This is a genomic window from Salicibibacter cibarius, assembly GCF_016495725.1.
Lineage (GTDB): Bacteria > Bacillota > Bacilli > Bacillales > Marinococcaceae > Salicibibacter > Salicibibacter cibarius.
This window is the reverse complement of sequence record NZ_CP054705.1, coordinates 1843119-1869551: the sequence shown is the minus strand read 5'-3', so window position 1 is coordinate 1869551 and position 26433 is coordinate 1843119. Positions and strand designations below refer to the sequence as shown.

The following is a 26433-nucleotide window of genomic DNA, read 5'->3' as shown; positions in this document are numbered from 1 at the left end:
TCCAGCATGACGCTATCTTACATCGGCTTGCTATAAGTCGCAACCCAAATTTTCACATCGTTTATTAAGTGAAAAAGCCAAAGCCAAGATAACCTGACTTTGACTTTTAGAAAATGATCCATCACTATGCTTTATTTTGTTGATCGTCGTTTTCGTCATCTACTTCTTCGTAATCGGCATCAACGACGTCTTCATCCTGAGTTTGGTCTTGATTCTCCCCTTGCTCTTCTTGTGCCTGTTGAGCCATTTGCTCATACATTTTTTGGGAGAGGGAATGCACAAGTTGCTCCAGTTCATCTTTTGCAGTGCGAATGGTTTCAAGGTCTGTGCCATTCAAGGCTTCCTGTAGCTTACCTTTTGCGTCTTCCGCATTTTGTTTTTCCGATTCGTCTACGTTTTCTCCCAAGTCTTTAATCGTCTTGTCAACGGTGAAAATCAGTTGGTCTGCTTCATTTCGGAGTTCGGCCTCTTCTTTTTTCGCTTTGTCGGCTTCGGCATTCTCTTCTGCCTGTTTGACCATATCTTCGATTTCGTCCTCGGAAAGACCGGAAGAAGACGTAATCGTAATCGATTGCTCTTTGTTCGTTCCTTTGTCTTTCGCACGAACATTGACGATGCCGTTCGCATCAATGTCAAACGTAACTTCGATTTGCGGAACCCCTCGAGGCGCGGCCGGAATGTCCGTCAGTTGGAAGCGGCCGAGGGTTTTATTATCGTTTGCCATTTCACGCTCGCCTTGGAGCACATGAATATCAACGGACGATTGGTTGTCGGCAGCGGTTGAGAATACTTGGGACTGGCTCGTCGGAATGGTCGTATTGCGGTCAATTAGCTTCGTAAAGACACCGCCCATTGTCTCGATCCCGAGCGATAACGGCGTAACATCCAGCAATACAACGTCCTGGACATCTCCGGCAAGTACACCGGCTTGCACAGCAGCACCGAGCGCAACAACTTCGTCAGGATTAACCCCTTTATGCGGATCTTTGCCTGTTAACCCTTTAATCGCTTCTTGGACAGCAGGAATTCGCGTGGAGCCACCGACGAGAATAACCTTATCTATATCTGAAGCGTTCACGCCGGAATCCTGAATCGCGCGACGTGCAGGCCCCATCGTTCTTTCTACCAACTGAGAGGCACCCTCTTCAAATTGCGCTCTCGTCATTGTCATCTCCAAGTGTTTTGGACCCGAAGCGTCTGCCGTGATAAACGGCAAGGAAAGCTGGGCTTGCGTTACACCCGAAAGCTCTTTTTTCGCTTTTTCCGCCGTGTCCTTCAACCGCTGCATCGCCATTTTGTCTTGTTGAAGGTCCAAGCCGTTTTCTTTTTTAAACTCGGAAACCATGTAATCAATGATCACTTGGTCGAAGTCGTCACCGCCGAGTTCATTATCGCCCGACGTGGACTTGACTTCAAAGAAGCCATCGCCAAGCTCGAGAACGGAAACGTCAAACGTCCCGCCGCCAAGGTCATAGACGAGAATCGTTTGATCCTCTTCTTTTTCGAGGCCGTAGGCAAGGGAAGCCGCTGTCGGTTCGTTTACAATCCGCTCAACTTCAAGCCCTGCAATCGTGCCGGCATCTTTGGTTGCTTGCCGCTGGGAATCATTGAAATAGGCCGGAACGGTAATGACCGCTTTCGTTACATCTTCCCCTAAATAGCTTTCAGCATCCGATTTTAACTTCTGTAAAAGAATGGCGTTGATTTCTTGCGGCGTATATTTTTTTCCTTCAATTTCCACCGTGTAGTCGGTGCCCATATGGCGTTTAATGGAGAGTACGGTGTTCTCATTCGTAATTGCCTGCCGCTTGGCGATCTCTCCGACTTGTCTTTCACCATCTTTAAACGCAACAGCCGAAGGCGTCGTCCGGTTTCCTTCAGGGTTGGGAATAATAACCGGTTCCCCGCCTTCCATAACTGCTACACATGAATTCGTTGTTCCTAAGTCAATTCCGATTGTTTTACCCATCTCTAGTAATTCCTCCTTGGTCCAGTAAAGCGATTCTATTTTACATCTAATAAAAGATCGTTCAAAAAGTCAGGGAAAAATAGCTGTCGGGAAGAGGATCTTCTGCTAAAAACCGCCACGACGCACAAGTCACCACATCCAGTGGAAACGCGTCAGCTTGCTTTCTTGAACTTCTCGGCTCTTTTCCCTCATTTTTGAACATACATTTACGCATTAACCTTAACCATAGCCGGTCGGATGACGCGTGTTTTCAGTTTGTAACCCTTCTGAAGTTCTTCCACGATTTGATTGGATTCAAACCCTTCTTCCTCCACTTGCATCACCGCTTGATGCACGTTGGGGTCAAAGGTCTCGCCCTCCGTCGGGATTTCTTCCAACCCATCGGATTCCAGAGCCTCCACAAATTGACGGTAAACCATCTCCATTCCTTTATAAAACCCCTCGTCGGAAGCATTTTGCCCTTCAGAGTCCAGGGCACGCCTGAAATTGTCAAGTACAGGCAGGAGTGCCTCCATCAATGGTTGGGAGCGAAACTCTGCCGCCGCCTCTTTTTCCGAACGGCTGCGCTTACGAAAATTATCGTAGTCCGCCTGGACGCGCTTCACTTTGTTTTGCCACTCTTCCAATTCCGCTTGCAAAGTCTCGATTTGCGTTTGATTTTCCGAAGCCTCCCCATTTTCGTCCGCAGAGGAGGAGATATCTTCAGCGTCCGGATCGATAACTTCTACGTCTTCTTCCGGTTGTCGGCCATTCTCATTTTCGTTCATAGCATTCACCTCCACTTGCTGCATGTTTGCACATAAGAGGAGGGAGATAGCCTCTCCCTCTTTTTTGGCAGATAAAAAGTATAAATCAACTTTCTAGCCTAACTATCTTGGCGATATTTTTTCGTCAAAGAAGTCGACAATCCGGTGGCAAATTGGCGGATCAAACGTATGACCCGCTCGTATTCCATTCTTGTCGGCCCGATGACACCTAACGTGCCGACTGTATCTCCATCAATGGAATAAGTCGCAGTAATCATGCTTAAATCCGCAAAAGCTTCAATGTCGTTTTCTCTGCCGATTCGCACGTTCAAGCCTTCTTGGCTGCGCGAAAGCAGGGTATGCACATTCTCGCTTTGATCGAGCCAGTCAAAGATCATCCGAACACGGTCAATATCCCGGAATTCCGGCTGCATCATTAAGTTCATCATACCGCCGTAGAACACTTGGTCACCCTTCTCTGTTTTAAATGCATTCCGAAGTACGCCGAACATATCTTCAAAATGCGAAACATGTTGGTATAACAAACGGGAAGTTTCCGTCATCAACTTTTCTTCCCAGTGCCCGATAGGCGTATCAACGAGTTGTTCATTTAAAATATTAACCACTTTTTCGAGTTCGCCCGGATCCATTTGTTCCGGGATATCAAATGTGCGGTGTTCAACGTGCCCGGAATCCGTAACAAGAATGACAATCGCCTGTCTTCCCGTAAGCGGGATCATTTGCAGCTGTTTCAGTCTCGTATGCTCCATTTCCGGCCCTAGCACAACCGATACATAGCTCGTTAATTCCGACAGAACAGCTGCTGTCTTTTTCATGACGGCCTCTACCTCTGAAATGCGGCGCGTGAAAAATTGTTCCATATCTAAAATCTCATGCTTTTGCAAGGGGTCCGGCCTTAATAAATGGTCCACATACAACCGATACCCCTTATTGGATGGGATTCTTCCCGCGGAGCTATGAGGTTTTAGCAGATAACCCATATCTTCCAAATCGGCCATCTCATTGCGAATCGTAGCCGAGCTGAAAGAAATATCTTCTCGCTTCGAAATGCTTCTTGAACCGATTGGCTCGGCACTTTGAACATAATCATCGACGATGGCTTGCAATATCAACAATTGTCGCTTACTAAGCACCGTCTATCACCTCTGTTAGCACTCTCTTTTAACGAGTGCTAATGCTACCCATAACTTATCAAAATAGGTTAGGAGTTGTCAACGCAAAAAGATTTAGGAATCAAATAAAAAAGAAGCAAATACGTTATTGCCAAGATATTTCCCTTTCTCCGTCAATCGTATTCGTCCGTCCTCCTCGCGCAACAAGCCTTCATCAAGCAATTCATCATAGACGTTGCCGTATACATCGTAAAAAGAAGTATCGAATTTTTCTTTAAAACGATGGACATGGACCCCTTCTTTCAAACGCAACCCAAGAAACATTTCCTCTTCCATTTGTTCTTTTAACGATACCGGTTGCCGTGTTCGTTCTGGGCATTCGCCTTTACGGACGGATTTTAAATAGTGGGGGATCGGCAAAATGTTTCCATACCTTTCGCTATTCTGGTATCCGTGGGCACCTGCGCCTAAGCCCAAATACGGTTGATTGCGCCAATAAATGAGATTATGCGCACTTTCTTTGCCTCGTGTAGCAAAGTTGCTAATTTCATATTGCTCGTAACCGTAATGCTCTAATGTTGATAGCAGGACGTCATACATGTCCGCTTCCTCATCTTCGCTTAACGGCGTTAATTGCCCTGCTTGCAACCAATTGTAAAACTGCGTTTTGGCTTCAATTTTCAAGCCATACGCCGAAATATGATCAGGCTCAAGCGAAACGGCCTTCTCAATGGTTGTTTGCCATTGATGGAGCGTTTGGCCGGGCAGCGCAAACATTAAATCGATCGAGACGTTGTCAAAGCCGAGTTCCCGTGCCCGCGCGATTGTTTTGCTTACATCTTCCACACTGTGCGTACGGCCGAGCGTCTCCAGCAATTCCGGGTCAAATGTTTGTACACCAATGCTGATTCGGTTGACGCCGGCATCTTTTAAAGCATGCAACTGAGCATCATCTATGCCATCCGGGTTTACTTCAACGGTTACTTCACTGCCCTCGTCCCAGGAAAGGCCGGCGCGTTTCAGATTGGAAAATAACGTTTGCAATTGCCTAGTGGAAAGGGATGTCGGTGTTCCACCGCCGATATAGAGCGTGTCCATATATTGAACGGTTTCATCTAAACGTTTTTCCCCTTCGGCTTGCAAAGCTTCCAAATAATCGTCCACCGGCTGATTTTTTATCAATACTTTATTAAAATCACAATAATGGCAGATCTGGTTGCAGAAGGGAATATGAATATATGCCCCTTTCTTCATCTTTCGGTCCTCCTTTTTTGGCTACCCCAGGACCCAATTATTTGTCATCATCGTCCATCCTCAGCACGGACATAAACGCTTCTTGCGGGATTTCTACTTTCCCGACATTTTTCATTCGCCTTTTTCCTTCTTTTTGTTTTTCCAATAACTTTCTTTTCCGAGTAATGTCGCCCCCGTAGCATTTGGAGGTCACGTTTTTCCGCAATGCTTTGATTGTCGAGCGTGCTATGATTTTGTTACCGATGCTCGCCTGCACCGGAACTTCAAATTGTTGTCTCGGAATTAAATCTTTCAGCTTGTCGACGATTAGTTTGCCTCGTTCATACGCCATATCGCGATGAACAATGACCGATAGCGCATCTACCTTTTCGCTGTTTAAGAGAATGTCCATCTTGACGAGCTTGGAAGCCCGATAGCCGATCGGTTCGTAATCAAAGGAGGCATATCCTTTCGTATTGGATTTCAATTGATCGAAAAAGTCGTAAACAATTTCAGTGAGGGGGAGTTCATACGTAATGTTTACACGATTTTCATCCAAGTATTGCATATCAATGAATTCCCCGCGTTTCGCCTGGCATAATTCCATGACCGGACCGACAAAATCATTGGGCACCATCACGGTTGCTTTCACAAATGGTTCCTCAACTTCTTCGACTGCTTGTTGCTCAGGCATATTCGATGGATTGTCAATCTCCAAAATCGTCCCGTCGACTTGATAGACGTGATAAACGACGCTTGGAGCCGTTGTGATGAGATCGATGCCATACTCCCGTTCAATCCGTTCTTGTAAAATTTCCATATGGAGCAGGCCGAGAAATCCGCAGCGAAAACCAAAGCCAAGCGCTTGCGATGTTTCCGCTTCATACTGGAGGGCGCTGTCATTTAACTCCAAACGTTCAAGCGCATCCCGCAATGCGTTGTACTGGCTGGCGTCAATCGGGTACAAGCCGCAAAAAACCATCGGTTTCATCCGTTTATATCCGGGCAACGGTTGCGGAGCTTCATGCCCTACTTTAGTGATCGTATCCCCGACCCGGGAATCACTGACATTTTTGATTGACGCGGTTAAAAAACCGACGTCCCCTACGGATAATACGTCAGCCGCGACAGCTTTCGGGGTGAACATCCCGACTTCACTGACTTCAAATTCCTTGCCGGTGGCCATCATTTTGATTTTGTCGCCCTTCTTCACGGTCCCTTCCACGATGCGTATATAAGCAATAACGCCGCGATAAGGGTCATACAGAGAGTCAAAAATCAAAGCTTGCAAAGGCGATTCAGGATCACCCGCAGGGGCAGGCACTTTTTCAACGACTTCTTCTAAAATATCCTCAATGCCGATGCCGCTTTTGGCGGAGGCATGGACGGCTTCGGTTGAATCAAGCCCGATGATGTCAATGATCTCCTGTTTCACTCGATCAGGCTCCGCACTGGGAAGGTCTATCTTATTCACGACCGATAAGATCTCCAAATCATTATCCAGGGCCAAATAGACATTCGCGAGCGTTTGCGCTTCGATGCCCTGGGATGCGTCCACAACGAGCAAAGCACCTTCACAGGCAGCTAAACTACGCGATACTTCATAAGAGAAGTCGACATGTCCCGGCGTATCGATTAAATGAAATATGTATTCCTCTCCGTCTTTAGCCACATAACGAAGCCGAACGGAGTTTAATTTAATGGTAATGCCCCGTTCTCTTTCCAAGTCCATCTCATCCAGGAGCTGCTCCTGCATATCACGTTCCGAGACCGATTTCGTATGCTCTAGAATCCGATCGGCCAGCGTCGATTTTCCGTGGTCAATATGGGCAATGATAGAAAAATTTCTTATTTTCGCCTGTCTACGGCGTATTTCTTCGTATGTCATGCAATCACTCCTGATTTTTCGAAAACGTCCCGAAGGAAAACTATCTTTCATTATAGCAACCACGCGCCCGAACGACAACGGCTAGAAAAAGAAAAAACGCCCGGACCAACAATCCGAGCCTTTTAAAAACTGTATCACTAAAATTTATGGTTGACAAATGGAGCATGCATTATGATGAAAACTATGGAAAAACACGACGCTTTCCGTGTTCTTCCGTAGCTAGTGTTATGACCATATTCACCGATATCAACCGGGAAGCCTTTAGCGGGGAGAACCGCCTATCGTTTTTCCGAGTTCCGAAAAGAAATTCGTGCTTCCGCTTTCCCTTATATCTTCTTGCCTGTCCGCGAGATCGTTTTCTTCTTTCTCCTCTTCCGGCTCCGCCTCTTCAGCATCAACGGCTACCGGTTGGTTTTCGTCTTGATAAACCTCTCCCCATTGGTGGTATCCATAATAATGGCCGGAGAGCACCCCTGTCAAAAACATGACTAATGCCGTCAGTATGGTAAAGAAAACGTGTTTTGCCCTCATCGATCTCCCCTCCGGTTAATCTTCTTCGAGTTCCTCGTGAATATATTCCTGTAAAACCTCGGCTAACGCATCTGCACTTCGGTATACTTCTTCATACGTATTGTCCACTCCGCCAAACTCGATCAACATGGCATTGGGGGATAAATCCTGATTGTAGACACCATTCACTCCGGCACCTCCACGAGTAATGACCCCTCGGCTTAAACCCGGCCACCTGTCTTCCAAACGGTTATGGATTTCTGTCGCCATTTCCAAATTTTGTTCATAATCGGGATGATCTTCTCCGATGACGAAAAATGTGCGGGCATACTCCTCTTCATTGATCGTCACTGCCGTGTGTTCTCTTCCGACAGAATCGCGATGCAAGTCGAAGAAAAATTCAAGTTCGTCGTGTTCTTCTTTTGCTTCCTCTACAATTTCACGGTTCATCTCATAGGACTGGCTGTAGTCCCACCCTCGTTCATCCAACATCCCCGTTACATCATCATCTGCTACCTCTACCGGCAAATCGTAGTCGCGAAACGCGTCAGCGAAGTGTTCCCCAACTTTTACTATATTTTCCTCGAGGTGTAAATCCTCTTCCCCATCTACTTCCGGATGAAATGCTTCACGGTTATGGGCATGTGAAATGTGAATAAGCGGTTCTTCACCATCAATAGCGGCGGATGATTCCTCTGTTTCTCCTTCTTCCTCCGAGGATTCATCGGAACCTGCTTGTTCCTGAAGCACTTCTTCAGACGGGGGGGCGGATTCAATGGACATATTTGTAAAATCGGTTCCTTGTCCGGCAACGATAAGTGTATCGTCAAATCCGGAAAAGCCGGGGAGTTCCCGGCCCAAAAAAGTACGCGGATCTTCCATATTCATATTCGTGGCAAGTTCCAAGGCAGCCGTTGTCAAACCGGGCGTGGAAGAATCCTGTAATGCATCTAAATAATATCGGTTTTCAGCTCCGAGCAACTGGACGAACCAATCGCTCTGCATTTCCCCTGCCCAATCATGCAGGGCCGACGAAGCAAAACGGCTATGATTGTCTGCCGTCGTTAACATCGCTACGATTAGAAACGTCATGACAACAAATGCGATACCGGCCATAAAAAAAGATTGGACCGTTGTTTTTGATAGTGAAAAAACATGGGCTTGGCGGTTTGGTCTGCGCAAGGGCTCGTCCTCCTTACGCTACCATTCTATGAGCGATATCTATCACTAGAACAACCGATTGTTATTCATGGGTGTAATGCCCGCTAGATTCTGTTGTCACCGCTTTATGAAAGGCAATGTTTAAGGACTCGGCCACGACATTTGCCATATCTTCCATAAATGTGTCTACCTCTTTAGGCGTGACCATCAAATTATGGCCAAGGGGGTTAAGCACTTCTTGAATAAGTTGACGTTTATCTTCATCTTCCAATGTCCCGACGATCCCGAAATATTTTTTCCGATCATTTTCGTTCGGCAAATCTTCATCATCGAGCTGTTTTCGCTCTCCGAAAGTCATTCCCGGCGGCGTCAATACACTGGTCGGGTTTTCCCGGTCTTTTACTTCCCGCCCGAAATGCTTAAACAAAAAATCGATCGTGTCACTCGTGATGGATACGGCATCTACAACAGTGGGGATGCCAATCCCGATCACAGGTACCCCGAGCGTTTCTTCGTTCAGTTGTTTACGGGCATTTTTTACCCCTGACCCCGGATGGATCCCTGTGTCGGATATTTGAATAGTCGCGTTTACCCGCTCGATTGAACGTGCCGCCAAAGCATCAACGGCAACGACAAAATCAGGTTTTGTTTTTTCTACGATACCAAACAGCACTTCGCTCGTTTCAATCCCTGTCACCCCCATCACTCCGGGGGCCATAGCGGAGACATTCCGATATTCATCCTCGTTTTCCATGTGCCCCAATTCAAATAAATGACGGGTAACAACCAGCTGTTCCACCGTTTTCGGACCAAGGGCGTCAGGCGTTACATCGCGATTTCCAAGCCCGATCACCAGACAACTGCTTTTTTCATTTAAGCCGCACGCCTCCATAAATGCTTTGAACTCTTCGCTCAATACACGAATGAGACTTGCCTGCATCTTTGTATCTTTTTCTCTTATGCCAAGCGTTTCCAAGGTTAAGTAGTTACCAGGCTCTCTCCCCGTTCGATTTGCCCCCTCTTCGTCAATATCCACATGCACAATCGTAATGTCATCGACTTCCCGTTCGTTCACAATAATCCCATTTTTATCCCGATTGGGAAGAACATTCTCATCTTCCACCGCAAGGTCGCTACGGGGTTGAAACGAAGACAGTTCCAAATCTCTCATCCTCCCACGCATCTCTTTTTGCTTACGGTTTCCCAAATCCTATAAAATATACCGGAAGGAAATGAGCGGAACGGCTTGCAAGGCACGGACGTATTTGATACAATCCATTTTGTCAATGTACTTGTTAGAAGACTTGGCTTTTCGCCAAGCTTTTATGACGAAAAGTTTTAGTTGCACTTATGCAGGTAAAAAAATTGATTTATCCTTTCTTACCTGCCAAGCTTAGACCATCAGGAGGTGAAAGATTTGGCTAACATTAAATCAGCTAAAAAACGCGTGCGCTTGAATGAAGAACAACGCGTGAAAAACCAAGCGTTCAAATCATCCATGCGTACCGCGATTAAAGAATTTGAAAAGAAACTTGACAATCAAGATGTCGAAGGTGCAAAAGACACGTTCAAATTGGCAGAGAAGAAAGTTGACAAAGCCGTCAGCAAAGGCATTCTTCATAGAAATACCGCTGCTCGCAAAAAATCCCAAATGGAACGGAAATTGAATCAAGCGACCGCAAGTTAAAATGAACGACTCCTAAAGAGTCGTTTTTTTAATGGTTTTGCGGAGGGGGAGCGGGCGTTGACGACCTAACGGCCCCAGCGTTCATGCGTTAGGGCTTCATCGAGCCCGGTTGACGACCTAACGACCTCTGCGATCTTGCGTTAGGGATCCATCGAGCCCGGTTGACGACCTAACGGCCCCAGCGTTCATGCGTTAGGGCTTCATCGAGCCCGGTTGGCGACCTAACGACCTCTGCGATCTTGCGTTAGGGATCCATCGAGCCCGGTTGACGACCTAACGGCCCCAGCGTTCATGCGTTAGGGCTTCATCGAGCCCGGTTGGCGACCTAATCACCCAGCAAATTATGCCGCTAACACCCGTGGCAGGCGGGCGATTAACAAAGCCACCCCGCTCTTTTTTTCCACGGCGCCCTGCTTCATTTTGTAGTCGGTTTCCGCAATTAATGAAAGCGCACGACCCACCGCTTCGCCCTTAACTGTTTTCGCTTTTGCAGACAGTCGTTTGGCAACGAATGGAGGCACTCCCAGTTGCCGGGCTATTTTTTGTTGGCTGTATCCGCGCTTGTCCATCTCCGCTGCAAGGTTTAACAAGCGAAACTGACGACCGATAAGAGCGATAATTTTTATCGGTTCCTCCCCGTTTCTGAGTAAATCATCGAATAATTGTAACGCTTTTGCCGTATAGTTATCGCTTACCGCATCGATGAGCTGAAAGATATTATCCTCCAAACTTCTGGGAACGAGCGCGCGCACAATGGATGCATTAATTTCCCCATTGAAATTGACATATTGGGCGCATTTTTGAATTTCTTTTTCTAATGTTAAAAGGTCCGAATTCGAACGCCCCAACAGTTCATCGATAGCCTCAGCCGTTAGGGAAATGTTTTCTTCTTTTGCTTTCTCCCTTATCCATTGCTTTAGCCGATCACCTTGCAAGGGCGATGCTTCAACTGTTTCACCCACATCTTTTAATTTTTTCACAATTTTTTTGCGTTCATCCACCTTTTGTGATTCAACTGCAAAAACAACGATGTTCTCCGGCGGCGGATCATTTAAAAAAGTCTCCAATCTCTTCAAATCGTGCAGCGGCATATCCTTATCTTTCGCTCCGGTCAGAAAACGCGCATGTTGAAACACAATAACCCTTCCCGGGCCGAAAAAACTTACCGTTTCCGCCTCTTCGATCCCCTCCTGTACGGGAACGTCCCTCATGTCGAATTGCGAAAAATTGAAGTCTCTCTCGGTATCTCCCAGGGCATGCCGGCTAATTTGCCAAACGAGGTCATCCATCATATACGTTTCCGTACCATAAAAAAAATAAATTGAGGAAAAATGCCCGGCTGTAATCTTTTCCTTCGTTTGCAAATAGGTGCTCATCGACCCTTGCCTCTTTTCCGTATGTATATTCCATCTATTCTCTCCCTATCCTAATAAAAGCCCCTCCTATTTGCAATTGATCCAAACCGAACAAGCACAAAGGCAACGCATGCACGTGCGCCGCCTTTGATTTATAATAAACGTTGGTACGAAGGCCTAGGAATCCGCGCACCAACGGTTTTCGCACCTGTAAATCCGAGTCGGTACCCATTATTTTATCCTATGCTTACGGGATTTATGGGTGACAACTCTTAACAAATGGATGACGTACCTGGATTTTTACTCTTTCATGTCTTATAATGTGTACAAGACAAGGAGGGTCACCGAACATGGGCAACGAATTTGAAAAAGATGTGCAAAGCAAACGCAATGATTTTCTTGATGGCGCGGTCGGCTTTGTCGTTTCATTTGGATTTTTTGCGACTGTTTTTATCGTGGCGGTCATCGTCGAATTTGTGGGGAGTTTTTAAAAGCCGGGGCAACAAAGGCCCTGGCTTTTTTATGCTCCATGAGTGCTTTATGGCGACCTTTTCGGTGTGCCCGTACCCATTTCGGGGTCCATGGAGGCTTCATAGTGACCGGCTCGGTGTGCGTATGATCATTTCGAGCTACATGGGCGCTTCATGACGACCTTTTCGGCGGGCGCAAGCCCATTTCGGGCTCCATCACTGCTTCATGGCGATCTTTTCGGCGGGCGTAGGACCTTTTCAGGCTCCATGAGACTATTTCTACGATACTTCCCGTTTACTCCTCATCAATCATTGTCTCCCCGTGCCATCTTCGGTCTTGATAGTAAAATCGCGCCGCCCCCTGTTCATCCGTTCTAAAAATTTGCACCCCTGCCTCTTCAAGGGTTTGAATCACGTCCGGATGCGGATGATTGTAGCGATTGTTTTCTCCCGCTGAAATCACCGCTGCCGTTGGTCTCAGATGCTCTACAAATGAAGGGATCGTCGACGTTTGGCTGCCGTGATGGCCTGCTTTCAGAATATCGGCCCTTAAGTCAGGGTAATCCCTGATTAATCGCTTTTCTCCTTCCTCTTCCAAATCGCCGGTGAACAGCCAGCGCGTACCGTAAAGGTGCGCATCAATGACGATTGATTGGTCATTATCCGATTCCCATTCCCCGCCCCCTTCTTGTGTCGGGTGTAAAATGTGAAAAGCGAATGCATCGACCGACCATCCCATTCCTTCATGGACAAACGCAAGCTGTGCCCCCTGTTCCTGCGCATGCACGAGAAAATGTTCCACTTCATCGTTATCAATTTCCGCATGCGGATATAAAAGTGTGTCCACACTCATCTCTTCAACGACAGCAAAAAGCCCGCCATAATGATCATAATCCCCATGCGTCACAATCACTTTATCCAGGTGGCTGATGCCGAGCGATTGCAAATACGGCACGACCGTTTGCCGGCCCGGATCCGGTCGTTGTTCCTGCTCCTGCCAGTTTTCTTTTGGAAATGTTATCGCCCCTCCACCGTCAATTAAATACACCCCTCGCTGATAAGGCAACTCGATTAAAATGCTACCTCCTTGACCAACGTCGATAAAAGTTACCCGTAGCTGAGAATCAAAATAGGGGTAAAAATATTGAAATGCAGTAACGACAGTCACAAGCACGGCGGCATAAACGAACGACTTACGTCTTTTTTCAAATAATATAGCCACAATGATCACAAGTACAACCATCAATATAACCCAAACGCCTGAGGCTTTTCCGAAGACGAGAATCAAGCCCGAATGTTGATGGACATAGGTAAAAACAGTATGGAAGACAGCAACCATTTTTTCCAACAGCAAGAGCCAGACGGAAGACAGAAAAGGAGAAATCATGGATAGAAGAAACAGCACCCAAACCGCCGGTAAAATAATAACGGAAACAACAGGCACAAAGGCGATATTCAATGGTAAACTTAAAAGGGAATAGGTGTGAAAGTGGTATACAATCAGCGGAAAAGAAACCACTTGCGCGAGGATGGAGACGAACATAAATTGACGGAGACGTGTCTTCGCTCCTGCAAAAATAGCAGCTGAAGCGATTAACGCAAAGGAAATGGCGAATGATAATTGAAAGCCGACATGAAAAAGCATATACGGGTTGTACAAAAGTAGACCAATAAAAGCAAGACTGATGCCATCGGCAGGATGAAGCGGCACACGGAAACGAATACATGAAAGCACAGCACAACTCATCAGAACGGCCCTTAAAACAGACGGTGCCGCACCTGCCAGTAGCGCATACAATGGCAGAAGAATCAATAAAAGTTCACAGGCCCGCTCGCGGCTAATTCCCAATCGGATGAAAAAGAAGAAAAGAAAACCGCTCACCAATCCCACGTGCAAACCGGAAATAGCAAGTAAATGAACGATCCCCAAGTCCTGATAAGCTTCCAGCGTCTCCGCTTCCATATGGGAACGTTCTCCGAAAAGCAACGCCATTGCCAACCCTTGAATGTCACCCGGAAATACATCCTCAATAAAACGAATCCCGGTATGCCGCCATTGCTTCACGCTCGTTATCGCTGAGCCCGCAGACGCTCGGCAAATCATGTCATCTTCTCCCTGCACATGATGAAACGTCCAGTGCACCCGCTGCTCATATAAAAACGTTTGATAATCAAACGCGTTAAAATTTCTTGCCGAACGCGGCGCGCGCATTTCACCGGCAATTGTGCATTCATGACCGGGACTTAAATCAGCAAATGCCGATAATGCCTCTTCGTCAACGAGACGCGCAAAAACTTGGACGCGTTCTTTTCCTTCCGGCAGTTGCAGTAAAAAAGAGACACGGTCCCCATCCATTTCGGGAACATCATCGATTTGTCCGTGGATCGTGTCAACTTCCTCGTGGAGCATTGTCTCATTTTGCCCATCGACAACATATGCCCAAGCAGCTGCCCCCGCACCTGTTAAAACAAGCACCAACATCAAAACTAATGATTTGTTTTTAATACTCAGATAAATGATAACAAGAAGAGCACAGGTAATCGCCATTGTACGATGAGAAGAAAGAGCAACGGCGATGCCAAGCCCGATTGCCGCCGCAAAAAGATAATAGTTTCCGCGCAAGCGATCATCCTTTCTGGAGGTTAGAGGTTGGAAAAGGCAAAACTACAGGCTCCATCCGGTTTCAACCCGTCCTTCGAGGCAGTTATCCCTCGGACAGAGATCGAGTAGCTCCGAGAGGTACAAGCGAAGCACAGTAACCCCTCTAACGGAGAACAAGAGGCTCTGTGAGAGACAGGGATTGCGGTGTCATCTAAAGCGAGGGCTTCCCGCTCTAATTAGATGTGTCGACTTAGGGGAAGTCTTAGCCTCACCCCTATTATTTCTAGAAGGTCGTTATGAGAGGGGGAAAGAGTAAAACCAGGAAGGTATATTGAGGATGATAAGGAGAATGGAAGCCCCCAAAACCCGAGCCTGAGGACTCATCTGGCTCAGGAACAACACTTTGTGTCCGCAGATCTGCTTCCTGAGGACTCATCTGGCTCAGGAGCAACGCTTTGTGTCCGCAGATCTGCTTCCTGAGGACTCATTTGATACTAAGCATTGGTTTCTCGTTTCATACCAAAAAGTATTTCTATCATTGGAAACTTCCGATAGATAACATTTGCACTAAGGCGCATTGGATTGCTACGTGATCGAACATAGACCACCTATGTGAAGTTATTTTAAGGTAAAGCAAAGCGCCTGAGATGATGACAAAGCTACAGTTGATCTGAGAATTTTGTCTTGAAAAGCGATGAATGAAGACAAAAATGGTGAACAAGCGGTCGTTTTGTCCTGAAAAGATTGAATGCAGGACAAAACGATCGAGATACTAAAATTTTGTCTTCAAAAGAGGGATTAAGCCAAAAGCCTAAAATTGGCCGGATTTTTGTCTCAAAAACCGTGCATAAATGATTAATTTTGAACGCTGTGAAAGAAATTCCAGTCGTAGCACTACCCCTTCATTGCTTCAACCCTTTATCAATGTCGGCAATAATGTCATCCACGTGTTCAATGCCGACCGACAAGCGAATAAGCTCTTGCGATGCGCCGGATCTTTCCAACTCTTCCTCTGTGAGTTGTTGATGCGTCGTGCTGGCGGGATGAATGACGAGGGATTTGGCATCCCCTACATTTGCCACATGCGAGTGGAGATCGACATTTTCGATGAAGGATCTTCCCGCTTCCCGTCCTCCTTTTACACCAAACGTTACAATGGCTCCTTGTCCCTTCGGCAAATACGTTTTGGCAAGTTCATGGCTTGGATGGGACGGCAGGCCGGCATAATTTACCCATTCCACGCGCGAGTGGCCTTCCAAATATTCCGCGACTTTTTGCGCGTTTTCACTATGTCTTTCCATCCGTAGGTGCAACGTTTCCAAGCCTTGCAACAATTGAAAAGCATTCTGCGGCGCGAGGGTCGGGCCAATGTCGCGCATAAGACGAACGCGCGCCCGCATAATATAGGCCAGTTCACCGAGCGCCTCGGAAAAAACCATACCATGATAGCTGCCATCCGGTTCCGTAAACATCGGAAATTTGCCTTGCGTCCAATCAAAATTGCCGCTGTCCACGATCACACCGCCCATGGTTGTCCCATGTCCCCCGATGAATTTGGTCGCGGAATGAATAACGATATCAGCGCCATGTTCGATCGGACGATTGAGAATCGGTGTCGTAAGCGTCGCATCAACAATTAGTGGAATCTTTGCTTCATGTGCTACGTCGGCCACTGCCTTCGTATTCAGGACGTTCCCTTCCGGATTGCCGATCGTTTCGGCAAAAACGAGCTTTGTTTTCTCTGTTATGGCAGCTCTAACTGCTTCCGGGTCATCAGCGTCCACAAAATGGACGTGAATGCCGATTTGCGGCAACGTATGGACGAATAAATTATTCGTGCCTCCGTACAACGAACTGGCGGAGACAATTTCATCGCCTGCCTCGCATATGTTTAAAATTGCAAGATAAATCGCGGAACTTCCACTCGCGGTAGCTAATGCTCCAACCCCGCCTTCCATGGCCGCGATTCGTTTTTCAAATACATCGGTTGTCGGGTTCATGATCCGTGAATAAATATTTCCGGGTTCCGCTAAAGAAAATAAATTTGCCGCATGATCAGGATCATCAAAACCATACGATGTCGTTTGATAAATAGGCACGGCCCGCGCATTCGTGGCAGGATCAATCCCTTGCCCCGCGTGTATTGCATTCGTTTCTACCTTCCATTGTTCAGCCATTCCATCACTCTCCCTAATAAATTCATACTGAATTACTTTGGTTTTCATCATCGTACGAAACGTTGCAAAAAAAGTCAATCGGCAACGATTAATTCACGTCTATATGATCTTCCAGTTGTTGATAGGTTTTTTCGCCAATACCGCTCACGTTTTGAATATCACTCTTTTCCTCAAAATCACCATTCTCCTCTCTATATTGGGCGATCGCTTCCGCCGTAACCGGGCCTACCCCTGACAATTGTTGCAGTGTTGTCTCATCAGCGGCGTTAATGTTGATTTTCTCCCCTTCCCCCTCGCCCTCATTGGAAGTTTCGGAAGCTGTTTCTTCCCACCCGACATAATCTTCCTCATCTTCATGCGGGACATAGACGACCATTTCATCTTCCAGTTTTTGAGCGAAATTAATGGCGTTTTCGTTTGCCTCTTCCGTCACGCCGCCAGCTTCACGAATGGCATCATCAACACGCCGGGCCAGTTCCATTTCATAAATTCCGGGGCGTGCGACCTCGCCTTTAACGTCAATAAAAACTTCCGTCGTTTCTTCTTCAATCTGTTCGGTTTCGTCGGGCTCTTCTTCCAAGTCCACCGTATCTTCTTCAAATAAAAATGCGTCCTCCGGAACGGCATCCTCGTCGGTGTCAGCTTCGGACGAAAACAGCCAAACACCCCCGGCAATCGTGATAATAACAACCAGTATAGCCCCTCCATATAGAAGATAACGTTGATCCATTACACATTTTCCCTTCACTAAACGTAATTGTACTTGCTGAGATCGCATATAACGGTAAGAGTATGAGCTTTGGGGGGATTCCCATGGACATAGGGATTATCGGAACGGGCAATATGGGCACCATGCTCGCGGAAACACTCGTTACTTCCCGTGCTGTGCCTGAGGAGCGTCTGTTTGTAACTAACCGCAATGTGCAAAAAGCTGAACGTATCCGTCAAGCATATACAGGGGTAAACGTTTTGCCTAATGTTTCCCAATTGGCTCAGCGATGTGCGCTTATTTTTATTTGTGTGCGTCCACCTCAATTTCCGGCTATTTTACAAACGATTCAACCATTTTTGCACGAGGACGACACTATCGTCTCAATCACGAGTCCGGTAACCCTCGAACAATTACAAAGCGCCGTTACTTGCAAAACCGTGCGCGCGGTTCCGAGCATTACGAACCGAAGCCACACGGGAGCATCGCTCATCACGTACGGAAATGGTTGGTCGGCAAAAGAACGGGAAGCCTTTGAAAGCTGGATGGGGCAATTCAGCACCCCGCAAATTGTATCGGAAGAAACGATCCGCGCCAGTTCCGATATCGTAAGTTGTGGACCTGCATTTTTCGGGTATTTGCTAGAGGAAATGACTTCGGCAGCGGCACGAAAAACGGAGCTGACGGAGAAACAGGCGGAACGGCTGGCAGAAGACATGATCATAGGGATGGGGACATTATTTTCGAAGCGATTATACAATTTACAAACGTTGCAGGAAAAAGTAAAAGTGCCCGGAGGAGTGACAGGGATCGGGCTCGAGGTTTTAAAACAAACGGAAGGCGTGTTCGATGAATTATTCACGGCGACACATGAAAAATTTGCGGAAGATCAACGCACTCTGAAAGAGAAGTTCACTGATTTTAGAAAAACTTGACTTATCGCCAACGATGGCGAAAGTCACAGTCTTTTCTTATACTATCATCCGAACAATTTATACATTCTGATAGTGTAAAATAAAGATACCACACCTCCAACGAAAGTCAAGTTTTTCTGATCGAAAAGAAAATGCGTTCACTATCTGCTTGCGGGGGTTGCTTCGTAAAATCAGCCGTGATCTCAATTTGTTCAAAACCGGCGGCTTGCAGCCACTGTTCATAGTCCGCAACCGAAAACGTACGTTGACGGTGCAACTCGTCAAAACGGCGATAATCCCCATTCGACAACCGTTCAAAAAAAGTCATTTCATGTTCCACAGCCCCCGGCACATCATCAACGGAAAAACTATTCAAAATCAGCGAGACATCCGTGGCCGCATCTCCATACGTGCGGCCGGGGAAATGATGGTTCATATTTGATAACGAATGAACATCAAAAAGCAAGCGTCCGCCGGGGGTTAAATGATCATAAAACGCCCGAAAGGCTTGTTTAACCTCTGCTTCATCAGCAAGATAATTAAGGGCATCACAAAAAACAATAATGGCATCCACTTGTTTCTCCAATTGCAAATAAGACATGTGCTGCGCACGCAAATCCGGGGCGACGTTGTTGTATGCACGGATCTTTTCATCTGCAACCGCGAGCATTTCCTGTGAGTAGTCAATCCCTTGCACATCGTACCCACGCGACAAGAGCATGGACATTAATGTTCCCGTCCCGCAACCGACATCCGCGATCGCAGGTGCTGAAAACTTCATCTCTTCCAGATGGGCGATCGTCCATGCCAGCCATTGATGATAAGGGGCCTCATCTTCCATTAAATAATCATACAGCCGGGCTCCGTTTCCATCCATCGCGTATTGACTCCTTCTCGCATCTTTATCGGTCTACGTAAGCACGTGGTCAAGGGAAATGACGGGGGCTTCTCCCCATAATTTTTCGAGGTTATAATACTCTCGGTCATCTTCGTGAAACACATGAACGACGACATCGCCAAGATCAATGAGCACCCATTTGCCGTCCCCATACCCTTCCATTCGTTTTACTGGAATATCTGCATTCTGGGCCTCGTTTTTTATTTCTTCCGCGATTGCTTGCACTTGTTTTACCGAAGAACCATGGCAGATCACAAAATAATCAGCGAGAATAGAGATCCCTTGCATGTCCAACGCTACGATATTTTGAGCATGTTTATCATCTGCCGTCTTTACAGCTGTCTCCAGGATTTGATCTGTCATTTAAGCACCTCTCTTATTTTTTTGAGCGATCGCATCGTTATAGGCAGCGAGCGTCATGGGATGGACCATACGCTTGCTGGCAACCAAATGTTGGATCGTATTCGTGTACGCGGCGAGCAACGCACCATCCAAATCCACTTCTGCCAACTTTCTTACTTCCTCAATCCCCGGAAATGACCGGCCCGGCTCCATGTAATCAGCTAAAAAAATAATTTTTTCAAAAAGGCTCATTTGCGGCCGGCCCGTCGTATGCCAATAAATGGCTGAAAAAATGTCATTGTCTTGGATGCCGAACTCTTCTTGCACAATATACGCTCCCGCCGGCGCATGCAACAATACGCCCCCATGTTCCGAAAAATTTTCATCGGGTTCATGTCGTTTTATGGTAGCAATGAGTTGTTCCTTCGGCAAAGGTTTTGCGTAATCATGCAACAACGCTGCCAGTTCAGTTTTGTCTTCATCAACCTCATATCTTTTCGCTAAAGAGACGGCTGTTTGCATCACACCTAGCGTATGGTCGTACCTTTCTTTCGGCAACATCTGTTGGACTTTTTGTTGAAACTGCTCATGAGCCATACAGACGATTCTCCTCTACATACGTTCTCACCGCTTCGGGAACGAGGTAGCGGATGCTTATCTGTTTCTTCACCCGTTCTCGAACATCCGAAGAAGAAAGCTCCATTTCAGGGACATTAACTTTGATAAAATCTTTTTCAAATGGAGAGTCCACAGCGTAATCCGGGCGTGTCGTTACGATAAACGTGACAAGTTTATTTAATTCCTCGATCCCATTCCACGTATGCAAGCTCGCGGCCATGTCACTTCCAATAATAAAATAAAATTCATCATTGGCGTATTTCTGTTTCAAGATTTTCATCGTGTCCAATGTATACGATGGACCTTCCCGATCCAATTCAATCGTGCACAATCGAAAGGGAGCACGATCATTGATCGCCAGCCGAGTCATTTCAACCCGGTCGTCCGCATTTGCCATATCTTCATTTTGCTTATGCGGAGGAATGCTCGTCGGTATAAACCAAACTTCATTCAACTTACACGCGTCCATGGATTCTTGCGCGATCATGAGATGAGCCAAATGCGGCGGATCGAATGTCCCTCCCAATAATCCGATTTTTCTCCCCATAGGAACCTCCTCAAGCCTCAGGCAACATTGAATTCTCTTTCGCAGGCTTAAACAAAATGATCGTGAATCCGATCACTTGCACGAGCGTCGACTCACTTCGTTCCGATAATTTTTGTGCGACTTGCTTTTTATCTTCCGGGCAGTTTTGCAAAATCGTAATTTTTACCAACTCGCGCGCTTCCAATGCATCGCGGACTTGTGTGACCAAGTTGGGATTGACCCCGTTTTTGCCGACTTGAAAAATCGGTTTGAGCGCCTGTGCTTCCGTACGCAAATATTTTTGCTGTTTATTGGTTAGTTTCATTTTGCTCCATCTCCTCGTGAATCATGCGAGCCATAAACGCACGATCCGCACGCTTTTCGGTCCAAATTTCATAGGCAAGCGCCGCTTGCTCAATAAACATGGAAAAGCCATTCTGGATGGCTCTTGCCTTCGATTTTCCGATTTGCAACCACCGGGTTTCCAAAGGATTATAGATCAAGTCACTCAAATAAACGTCCGTCTTCATATCCTCGATCTCCATCGGCAACGCATCTTCTCCATTCATCCCTAGTGATGTCGTATTAATCACGAGGTCAAAAGAAGGCAGCGTCCGTCGCGCGCTCGATCTGTCCAATACGTCCACATCAAGATAGCCGGCAAGGTTTGCTTTCAATTCATCAGCGCGTGCAGTTGTGCGATTCGTGATAGCCAGTTGTTCGACGCCGTGTCTCGCCAAAACGGTAGTCACTGCCCGTGCTGCGCCACCCGCACCGATCACGAGCACGCGCATCTGCTTAAGAGCATCGCCGGTCATCTCTATTAGTCCGTTCAAATAACCCTTGCCGTCTGTGTTATACCCATGCCACTTGCCCTCACGGTTGACAACGGTGTTGACCGCACCGATTTCCAATGCTTCTTCATCCACAAAATCCAGAAACGGGATGATCTCTACTTTATGGGGGACAGTAACGTTAAACCCCTTCACTCCCAACGTTTGAAATGCCTCAACGGCAGCGCCGAGGTCTCCGGGAGACACATCGTAACTCGTATAAATGGCTTTTCTCCCCACCGTTTCAAAGTGGCTATTGTGAATAAACGGAGATTTTGAATGGCTGATCGGGTGACCGATCACTGCATAATTTTCCATCGTCAAATAATCGCCTCTCTTATGATAACTTCCACATGCTCCGGGACGTAAACGTCGATGTATGCACCTGCATTCCCGACAGTTACCCATCCTAAACCGGGAATAACAACGTCCGTTTTATCTTGTTGAATATAAAAAGATTGCCGTTTAAAAGGCGGGATTTCAGCGAGCGATTTTTTCCCTGGCGGCGATAACAAATCTTCCCCTGCATGTTTTTCATACAACGCATCGGCCGCGCTTAACTTCGTGCGATGAGGTTTAAAGTCAGGCGGAAAGTAACAAACGAAATGATTAGCCTCTCCCTTTACAAAGTCCATGCGGGCGAGGCCGCCGAAAAACAAGGTTTGTTCCGATTGAAGTTGATGCACGATTGGCTTGATTTCTTTTTTCGGTTGCAGAGCCGCCATTTCCCGTTGCGGAAGCCTCGCTAACATTTGTTTGGGGTTAATGACGCCAGGTGTATCAAAGAGTTTGCGCCCATCATCCAACGGGAGGTCAATGAAGGCCAAGGTTGTGCCCGGAAACGTTGACGTTGTAATCAACTGTTCATCGTCCCCTTCAAACTGTTTGATGATTTGATTGATGAACGTTGACTTCCCCACATTCGTACTTCCAATGATATACACGTCTTTTCCATGCCGTAGCTCGTCCACGCTAGCGGCAACTTCCATTACGTCTTCTCCCTTAAAAGCATTCATCAATAATACATCCGCCGGGGCCCAACCTCTTTGCAACGCATCTTTTTTAAGCCACGTTTTCAGCTTGCGTTCATTCACCGACTGCGGCAATAAATCACGCTTATTGCCGACGAGGAGCAACGGATTGTTTCTTAAAGCGCTCCTTTCCAACAGCCAGCTTCCTTCAACGTCAAAGAGGTCCACAAGCATCACAAGCAACGCGTCGGTTTGCCCGATGGTTTTCAACATCCGGTGAAAGTCATCTGCTTGCAAGGGCACATCCGGGATTTCATTGTAATGCTTTAAACGGAAACAACGCCGGCAAACAATGACATCGCGGTCAAGGGCAGCAGGAGGGGCATAGCCCATTTGAGAAGGTTCAGATGTTTGCACCGGGACACCACAGCCGGAGCAAATTATCGTGTTTTCGCTCATTTCATCCGTTCCCCTCCCGTCGTTCGGTTCATTTTACGTTTGCGCATAATCAATCGTTCAATTTTACGATTCACCTTTGTCGTCCATTTATCTGTTTCCGAAACAGGCGCAACGAGGATTGTATAATATCCGCCGCGATTGCCTCCGAAAACATCCGTAAGGATTTGATCGCCAATAACCGCTACTTCCTCTTTTTTGAGTCCCATTTCCTCCGCTGCCCGTCGAAACGAACGCTTCATTGGCTTTTTTGCTGAATAAATAAAAGAAACCCCTGTCGGTTCGGAAAACGTTCGCACACGTTTCCTGTTATTATTGGACACGATTGTTACTTTAAACCCTTCGTCGTGAAGATCATCGAGCCACTTCAATAGCTCTGGTGTTGCGTCGGTTGTATCCCAGGCAACGAGCGTATTATCAAGATCGGTGATGACTCCTTTTATGCCTTTTTTACGTAACGCCTCCCGATCAATGTCATATATGCTTTCGGCAAATTGATCCGGCATCATCGAAGATAACATGATTCCCCCCTGAGCATTTTTTACACTTAAGAATGTTTAACTTTGTTAAAGGTAAAGTATAAGTAAAACTAAGGCTTCCGCTATAAGGACTTGGGTCGAGTAGGAGGGAGCCTCTCCATAATGTATGGATTGTGCTCCTCCCCCCTCACAGATCCGTGCGGGCGCAATTAACGCACACGGCTCCTCACCAACATCTTTCACAGAATATAGCTAATATGATTCCTTAGTTCATAGATGTTAACCTTTGCTCTTGGTTCAGGCAACGGAAACTTATTAAGAAATAGCCGAAACTTCTCCCAGCCGAACGACTTTCGTTGGCTTCTCCGGTTCATCCATTTGAAAAATTGTTGGATGACCGCATCCTGAAACTTCACCACAGTGGTTACGTTGTCTGTGATGCAATAGTAGTTGTAATAACCCTGCAGAGAACGGTTTAGTTTACGGACAATGTCCTTTATGTCCAGATGACGATTAGCTTTCAGCCATTCGTTATTTCGCTTTAACTTGGAGGCCATTTTCTTTTTACTTGTTTTGCGTTTCACACGAAATTTGCCTTCCTTGCTCTTGCTGCAGTAATGTGTGAAGCCCAGAAAATCAAATGTTGGTGGATTTCCTTTCCCAGCCCTTTTATGATTTTCCTCAGCGAACCTCCCAAAAGAAATAATTTTCGTCTTATCCTCCGCCACTTCGAGGTTAAATTTGTTCAACCTTAGCTTAAGGGCATCATAGAATGCATACGCATCCTCCTGATACTGAAAGCAACAGACAAAGTCATCTGCGTACCGCACAAGATAGGCCTGCCCTTTGATTCTTTTCTTCACATGTCTTTCAAACCAAAGGTCCAGAACATAGTGCAGGTAGACATTCGCTAGTATCGGCGATATCAGGTTTCCCTGAGGCGTTCCGCTCTCAGTCTTATAGTGTTTCGCCTGCTTCATGTACCCGCCCTTGAGAAACCGAGCAATGATTCGGAGAAAGCTCGGGTCTACAATACGCTCTCTCAGGAAAGCCATCATCCACTTGTGGTCAACATGATCAAAGAAGCCTTTGATGTCCACATCAACGATGTAACTCACAGGTCTTTTCTCTATATACACATTTAATACCTTCAATGCATCGTGGCAGTTGCGTTGGGGACGAAAACCAAATGAACAGTCCAGAAAATCATTCTCATAGATGGCGTTCAAAATGGGCGCCATTCCTTTCTGAACAATTTTGTCTTCATGTTCAGGAATGCCCAGTGGTCTTTTCTTTCCCTTCTCATCCTTTGGAATATAGACCCGCTTAGCTGGGCTGGGACAATAACTCTTCTGCTTCATTCTAAGCACTAAATCTTCGATATTCTCCTCAAGATTTTGCTCATACGTCATCTTGGTTGTTCCCTTTACCCCAGGTGCTTTACGATTAGGAAGTTGGTGATGACATTGCATGAGGTATTCACTGTTCAGCAAGTGTGCAAGAGATGTGAATGTCATATCTGAGTTGTTCTTAGCTAATTCCGTTATCCTAGCAAGTTTTGTTTCCATTCCGTGTTCCTACCTCCGTGTGTAGGGAATGTGCCCCTTGTTAAGGTGATGTCGGCGTGACGCTTGCCTTCCCTCTTTCGGCATTACCCGATGTCATTGGTACTATGCGGTCATCCGACTTCCTGCCGTCATCTGGTTTCCTCGCTTTGTATCGCTTGTTCAACCATACGCTCTTCTATTGAAGAAAGAACAAACAGGATCTCCCGAGTTCTCGTGTCATCATTGTATCGCATGCCTGGCTCTCCGACCCCGGAGGAGCTCCATATATCTCACCGATCACGATATACGGCGTGTTGTTTTCCAGTCTTCCGACACCGTCAACCTCCCCATTTTAACTTTTTACGAGGCTCAATCACTTTCAGGCCTACGACCTAACTGTCTACGCTTAACCCAATTGATTACTCCATTGAGTCCAAGACTCGCTATTGGTGGCTTGGTTAGAGCCTTACCAAACAGGATTTCCACCTGTTAAATGACACGACCTATGCTCGGTCGCTCCGGAAGCCAAGTTTTTCTAACGAACATGCTTGCTAACTGGAAAGTATACCGATGATCGCCTTATATTTCAAACAAAGGCTAGTATGAGGTTGTTCCGAAAAAAATGATAGTTACTTTTCGACAATTTTTTTATCGACACCATTGTGGATAATATTATCCACTTATTCACTTCCCATTGTTTCGAGGTTTAAACAATCATTTAACTTCACTATGCACAACTTATCCACGTTATTCTGTGGATAAACGAACGGTTGTTCCGTGACATGTTTTCATGATAGGATCATTATACAACTTCCAATAGACGGGAACAATTTTAATAGCTACATCGTTTGTGGGATGAATCACCAAGGAGGTGGATCCGCTACTTTGGCGGGCTGGCTATGCGGAACCTTTCTGATGAAATGCTTATAGAAGCGTACGAAAGAGCTTTAAAACTAAATTTGAATGATGATTTCATTGCTATCATTCAATCGGAAATGGAACGACGAGCGCTCACGGTGACGCAGTCACTGGGATAAACAATGTACATATGGATGATTTTGCAAAAGGACCCCGGTGTGAGCCCCGGGGTCCTTTTTTTGAATTAGGCGATGAGCTTGAGGGAAGCTATTCGATAGGAACACAATCTTATATAGGTCTTTGTGCCTGATTTTGTTTTTCTTCGTACATTTTCTTCTTATTTAATATTGA

25 protein-coding genes are annotated in these 26433 nt (G+C 46.5%); 4 read left to right on the top strand and 21 right to left on the bottom strand.

Features of this window, described 5'->3' with window-relative positions; translation table 11 throughout:
* Positions 1-124 precede the first annotated feature (124 nt).
* The 8 genes from dnaK to gpr form a co-directional block, all read right to left on the bottom strand.
* Entirely contained in the window at positions 125-1969 is a 1845-nt protein-coding gene (dnaK, locus tag HUG15_RS09725; RefSeq protein WP_200128446.1) for a molecular chaperone DnaK, read from the bottom strand.
* Between the two features lie 206 nt (positions 1970-2175).
* A complete protein-coding gene (gene grpE / locus HUG15_RS09720; RefSeq protein ID WP_246516572.1) occupies positions 2176-2736 on the bottom strand; it encodes a nucleotide exchange factor GrpE in 561 nt (186 codons plus the stop codon).
* Between the two features lie 98 nt (positions 2737-2834).
* Positions 2835-3869, bottom strand: a complete 1035-nt coding sequence (hrcA, locus tag HUG15_RS09715; RefSeq protein ID WP_200128444.1) for a heat-inducible transcriptional repressor HrcA — start codon at positions 3867-3869, stop codon at positions 2835-2837.
* Positions 3870-3962: 93 nt separating this feature from the next.
* Positions 3963-5102 (bottom strand): radical SAM family heme chaperone HemW, encoded by a 1140-nt coding sequence (gene hemW, locus HUG15_RS09710; RefSeq protein WP_200128443.1) that lies wholly within the window; start codon positions 5100-5102, stop codon positions 3963-3965.
* Positions 5103-5139: 37 nt separating this feature from the next.
* On the bottom strand, positions 5140-6969 hold the full coding sequence (gene lepA / locus HUG15_RS09705) for a translation elongation factor 4 (RefSeq protein WP_200128442.1): 1830 nt from the start codon (positions 6967-6969) through the stop codon (positions 5140-5142).
* Positions 6970-7230: 261 nt separating this feature from the next.
* Positions 7231-7500 carry a hypothetical protein gene (locus HUG15_RS09700; RefSeq protein WP_200128441.1) on the bottom strand — a complete coding sequence of 90 codons (270 nt, stop codon included), beginning with the start codon at positions 7498-7500 and terminating at the stop codon, positions 7231-7233.
* Between the two features lie 15 nt (positions 7501-7515).
* The gene (gene spoIIP, locus HUG15_RS09695; RefSeq protein WP_200128440.1) at positions 7516-8661 is read right to left on the bottom strand and encodes a stage II sporulation protein P; all 1146 of its coding nucleotides are present in this window, start codon (positions 8659-8661) and stop codon (positions 7516-7518) included.
* Between the two features lie 61 nt (positions 8662-8722).
* Positions 8723-9811 (bottom strand): GPR endopeptidase, encoded by a 1089-nt coding sequence (gpr, locus tag HUG15_RS09690; RefSeq protein WP_200128439.1) that lies wholly within the window; start codon positions 9809-9811, stop codon positions 8723-8725.
* Positions 9812-10048: 237 nt separating this feature from the next.
* On the opposite strand from gpr, the gene rpsT reads away from it, so the two are divergent.
* Positions 10049-10327 carry a 30S ribosomal protein S20 gene (gene rpsT / locus HUG15_RS09685; protein WP_425504036.1) on the top strand — a complete coding sequence of 93 codons (279 nt, stop codon included), beginning with the start codon at positions 10049-10051 and terminating at the stop codon, positions 10325-10327.
* Positions 10328-10668: 341 nt separating this feature from the next.
* On the opposite strand, the gene holA is transcribed toward rpsT, so the two are convergent.
* Positions 10669-11703: a DNA polymerase III subunit delta gene (holA, locus tag HUG15_RS09680; protein WP_200128437.1), complete on the bottom strand. Its 1035-nt coding sequence runs from the start codon at positions 11701-11703 to the stop codon at positions 10669-10671.
* Positions 11704-12032: 329 nt separating this feature from the next.
* On the opposite strand from holA, the gene HUG15_RS09675 reads away from it, so the two are divergent.
* Positions 12033-12173: a YqzM family protein gene (locus HUG15_RS09675; protein WP_200128436.1), complete on the top strand. Its 141-nt coding sequence runs from the start codon at positions 12033-12035 to the stop codon at positions 12171-12173.
* Positions 12174-12447: 274 nt separating this feature from the next.
* Here HUG15_RS09675 and HUG15_RS09670 read toward each other — a convergent pair whose 3' ends face one another.
* From HUG15_RS09670 to HUG15_RS09660, 3 genes are all read right to left on the bottom strand, one after another.
* Complete coding sequence (locus tag HUG15_RS09670; RefSeq protein ID WP_200128435.1) at positions 12448-14775, bottom strand: DNA internalization-related competence protein ComEC/Rec2; 2328 nt, start codon at positions 14773-14775, stop codon at positions 12448-12450.
* Between the two features lie 881 nt (positions 14776-15656).
* On the bottom strand, positions 15657-16931 hold the full coding sequence (locus tag HUG15_RS09665; protein WP_200128434.1) for a homocysteine synthase: 1275 nt from the start codon (positions 16929-16931) through the stop codon (positions 15657-15659).
* Positions 16932-17019: 88 nt separating this feature from the next.
* On the bottom strand, positions 17020-17661 hold the full coding sequence (locus tag HUG15_RS09660; protein WP_200128433.1) for a helix-hairpin-helix domain-containing protein: 642 nt from the start codon (positions 17659-17661) through the stop codon (positions 17020-17022).
* 83 nt (positions 17662-17744) lie between these two features.
* On the opposite strand from HUG15_RS09660, the gene comER reads away from it, so the two are divergent.
* Positions 17745-18575, top strand: a complete 831-nt coding sequence (comER, locus tag HUG15_RS09655) for a late competence protein ComER (protein WP_200128432.1) — start codon at positions 17745-17747, stop codon at positions 18573-18575.
* 106 nt (positions 18576-18681) lie between these two features.
* Here the strand turns inward: comER and HUG15_RS09650 are convergent, their stop codons facing one another.
* The 9 genes from HUG15_RS09650 to ltrA all read right to left on the bottom strand — a co-directional run bounded on the left by HUG15_RS09650 (position 18682) and on the right by ltrA (position 25245).
* Positions 18682-19431 (bottom strand): class I SAM-dependent DNA methyltransferase, encoded by a 750-nt coding sequence (locus HUG15_RS09650; RefSeq protein ID WP_200128431.1) that lies wholly within the window; start codon positions 19429-19431, stop codon positions 18682-18684.
* Between the two features lie 33 nt (positions 19432-19464).
* Positions 19465-19815, bottom strand: a complete 351-nt coding sequence (rsfS, locus tag HUG15_RS09645) for a ribosome silencing factor (protein ID WP_200128430.1) — start codon at positions 19813-19815, stop codon at positions 19465-19467.
* Positions 19816-20391, bottom strand: a complete 576-nt coding sequence (gene yqeK / locus HUG15_RS09640) for a bis(5'-nucleosyl)-tetraphosphatase (symmetrical) YqeK (protein ID WP_200128429.1) — start codon at positions 20389-20391, stop codon at positions 19816-19818. It abuts the gene before it with no gap.
* Positions 20381-20959, bottom strand: a complete 579-nt coding sequence (locus HUG15_RS09635; RefSeq protein WP_200128428.1) for a nicotinate-nucleotide adenylyltransferase — start codon at positions 20957-20959, stop codon at positions 20381-20383. Before HUG15_RS09635 ends, yqeK begins: the two co-directional genes overlap by 11 nt.
* A 10-nt stretch (positions 20960-20969) precedes the next feature.
* Positions 20970-21263: a ribosome assembly RNA-binding protein YhbY gene (gene yhbY / locus HUG15_RS09630; RefSeq protein WP_200128427.1), complete on the bottom strand. Its 294-nt coding sequence runs from the start codon at positions 21261-21263 to the stop codon at positions 20970-20972.
* A complete protein-coding gene (aroE, locus tag HUG15_RS09625; protein WP_200128426.1) occupies positions 21247-22089 on the bottom strand; it encodes a shikimate dehydrogenase in 843 nt (280 codons plus the stop codon). The genes yhbY and aroE overlap by 17 nt, the downstream gene beginning before the upstream one ends.
* Positions 22090-22091: 2 nt before the next feature.
* The gene (gene yqeH / locus HUG15_RS09620) at positions 22092-23201 is read right to left on the bottom strand and encodes a ribosome biogenesis GTPase YqeH (RefSeq protein WP_200128425.1); all 1110 of its coding nucleotides are present in this window, start codon (positions 23199-23201) and stop codon (positions 22092-22094) included.
* Positions 23198-23719 carry a YqeG family HAD IIIA-type phosphatase gene (locus HUG15_RS09615; RefSeq protein WP_200128424.1) on the bottom strand — a complete coding sequence of 174 codons (522 nt, stop codon included), beginning with the start codon at positions 23717-23719 and terminating at the stop codon, positions 23198-23200. Before HUG15_RS09615 ends, yqeH begins: the two co-directional genes overlap by 4 nt.
* A 197-nt stretch (positions 23720-23916) precedes the next feature.
* The gene (gene ltrA / locus HUG15_RS09610; protein WP_200128423.1) at positions 23917-25245 is read right to left on the bottom strand and encodes a group II intron reverse transcriptase/maturase; all 1329 of its coding nucleotides are present in this window, start codon (positions 25243-25245) and stop codon (positions 23917-23919) included.
* Positions 25246-26123: 878 nt separating this feature from the next.
* On the opposite strand from ltrA, the gene HUG15_RS09605 reads away from it, so the two are divergent.
* Complete coding sequence (locus tag HUG15_RS09605) at positions 26124-26261, top strand: sporulation histidine kinase inhibitor Sda (RefSeq protein WP_200090421.1); 138 nt, start codon at positions 26124-26126, stop codon at positions 26259-26261.
* The last annotated feature ends 172 nt before the right edge of the window (positions 26262-26433 follow it).

What these genes read in the sequence shown, in the direction of transcription:
- dnaK (WP_200128446.1), bottom strand. Translation starts at nt 1,969, where the DNA reads ATGGGTAAAACAATCGGAATTGACTTAGGAACAACGAATTCATGTGTA.
- grpE (WP_246516572.1), bottom strand. Translation starts at nt 2,736, where the DNA reads ATGAACGAAAATGAGAATGGCCGACAACCGGAAGAAGACGTAGAAGTT.
- hemW (WP_200128443.1), bottom strand. Translation starts at nt 5,102, where the DNA reads ATGAAGAAAGGGGCATATATTCATATTCCCTTCTGCAACCAGATCTGC.
- lepA (WP_200128442.1), bottom strand. Translation starts at nt 6,969, where the DNA reads ATGACATACGAAGAAATACGCCGTAGACAGGCGAAAATAAGAAATTTT.
- HUG15_RS09700 (WP_200128441.1), bottom strand. Translation starts at nt 7,500, where the DNA reads ATGAGGGCAAAACACGTTTTCTTTACCATACTGACGGCATTAGTCATG.
- gpr (WP_200128439.1), bottom strand. Translation starts at nt 9,811, where the DNA reads ATGAGAGATTTGGAACTGTCTTCGTTTCAACCCCGTAGCGACCTTGCG.
- holA (WP_200128437.1), bottom strand. Translation starts at nt 11,703, where the DNA reads ATGAGCACCTATTTGCAAACGAAGGAAAAGATTACAGCCGGGCATTTT.
- HUG15_RS09675 (WP_200128436.1), top strand. Translation starts at nt 12,033, where the DNA reads ATGGGCAACGAATTTGAAAAAGATGTGCAAAGCAAACGCAATGATTTT.
- HUG15_RS09665 (WP_200128434.1), bottom strand. Translation starts at nt 16,931, where the DNA reads ATGGCTGAACAATGGAAGGTAGAAACGAATGCAATACACGCGGGGCAA.
- HUG15_RS09660 (WP_200128433.1), bottom strand. Translation starts at nt 17,661, where the DNA reads ATGGATCAACGTTATCTTCTATATGGAGGGGCTATACTGGTTGTTATT.
- comER (WP_200128432.1), top strand. Translation starts at nt 17,745, where the DNA reads ATGGACATAGGGATTATCGGAACGGGCAATATGGGCACCATGCTCGCG.
- HUG15_RS09650 (WP_200128431.1), bottom strand. Translation starts at nt 19,431, where the DNA reads ATGGATGGAAACGGAGCCCGGCTGTATGATTATTTAATGGAAGATGAG.
- rsfS (WP_200128430.1), bottom strand. Translation starts at nt 19,815, where the DNA reads ATGACAGATCAAATCCTGGAGACAGCTGTAAAGACGGCAGATGATAAA.
- yqeK (WP_200128429.1), bottom strand. Translation starts at nt 20,391, where the DNA reads ATGGCTCATGAGCAGTTTCAACAAAAAGTCCAACAGATGTTGCCGAAA.
- HUG15_RS09635 (WP_200128428.1), bottom strand. Translation starts at nt 20,959, where the DNA reads ATGGGGAGAAAAATCGGATTATTGGGAGGGACATTCGATCCGCCGCAT.
- yhbY (WP_200128427.1), bottom strand. Translation starts at nt 21,263, where the DNA reads ATGAAACTAACCAATAAACAGCAAAAATATTTGCGTACGGAAGCACAG.
- aroE (WP_200128426.1), bottom strand. Translation starts at nt 22,089, where the DNA reads ATGGAAAATTATGCAGTGATCGGTCACCCGATCAGCCATTCAAAATCT.
- yqeH (WP_200128425.1), bottom strand. Translation starts at nt 23,201, where the DNA reads ATGAGCGAAAACACGATAATTTGCTCCGGCTGTGGTGTCCCGGTGCAA.
- HUG15_RS09615 (WP_200128424.1), bottom strand. Translation starts at nt 23,719, where the DNA reads ATGTTATCTTCGATGATGCCGGATCAATTTGCCGAAAGCATATATGAC.
- ltrA (WP_200128423.1), bottom strand. Translation starts at nt 25,245, where the DNA reads ATGGAAACAAAACTTGCTAGGATAACGGAATTAGCTAAGAACAACTCA.
- HUG15_RS09605 (WP_200090421.1), top strand. Translation starts at nt 26,124, where the DNA reads ATGCGGAACCTTTCTGATGAAATGCTTATAGAAGCGTACGAAAGAGCT.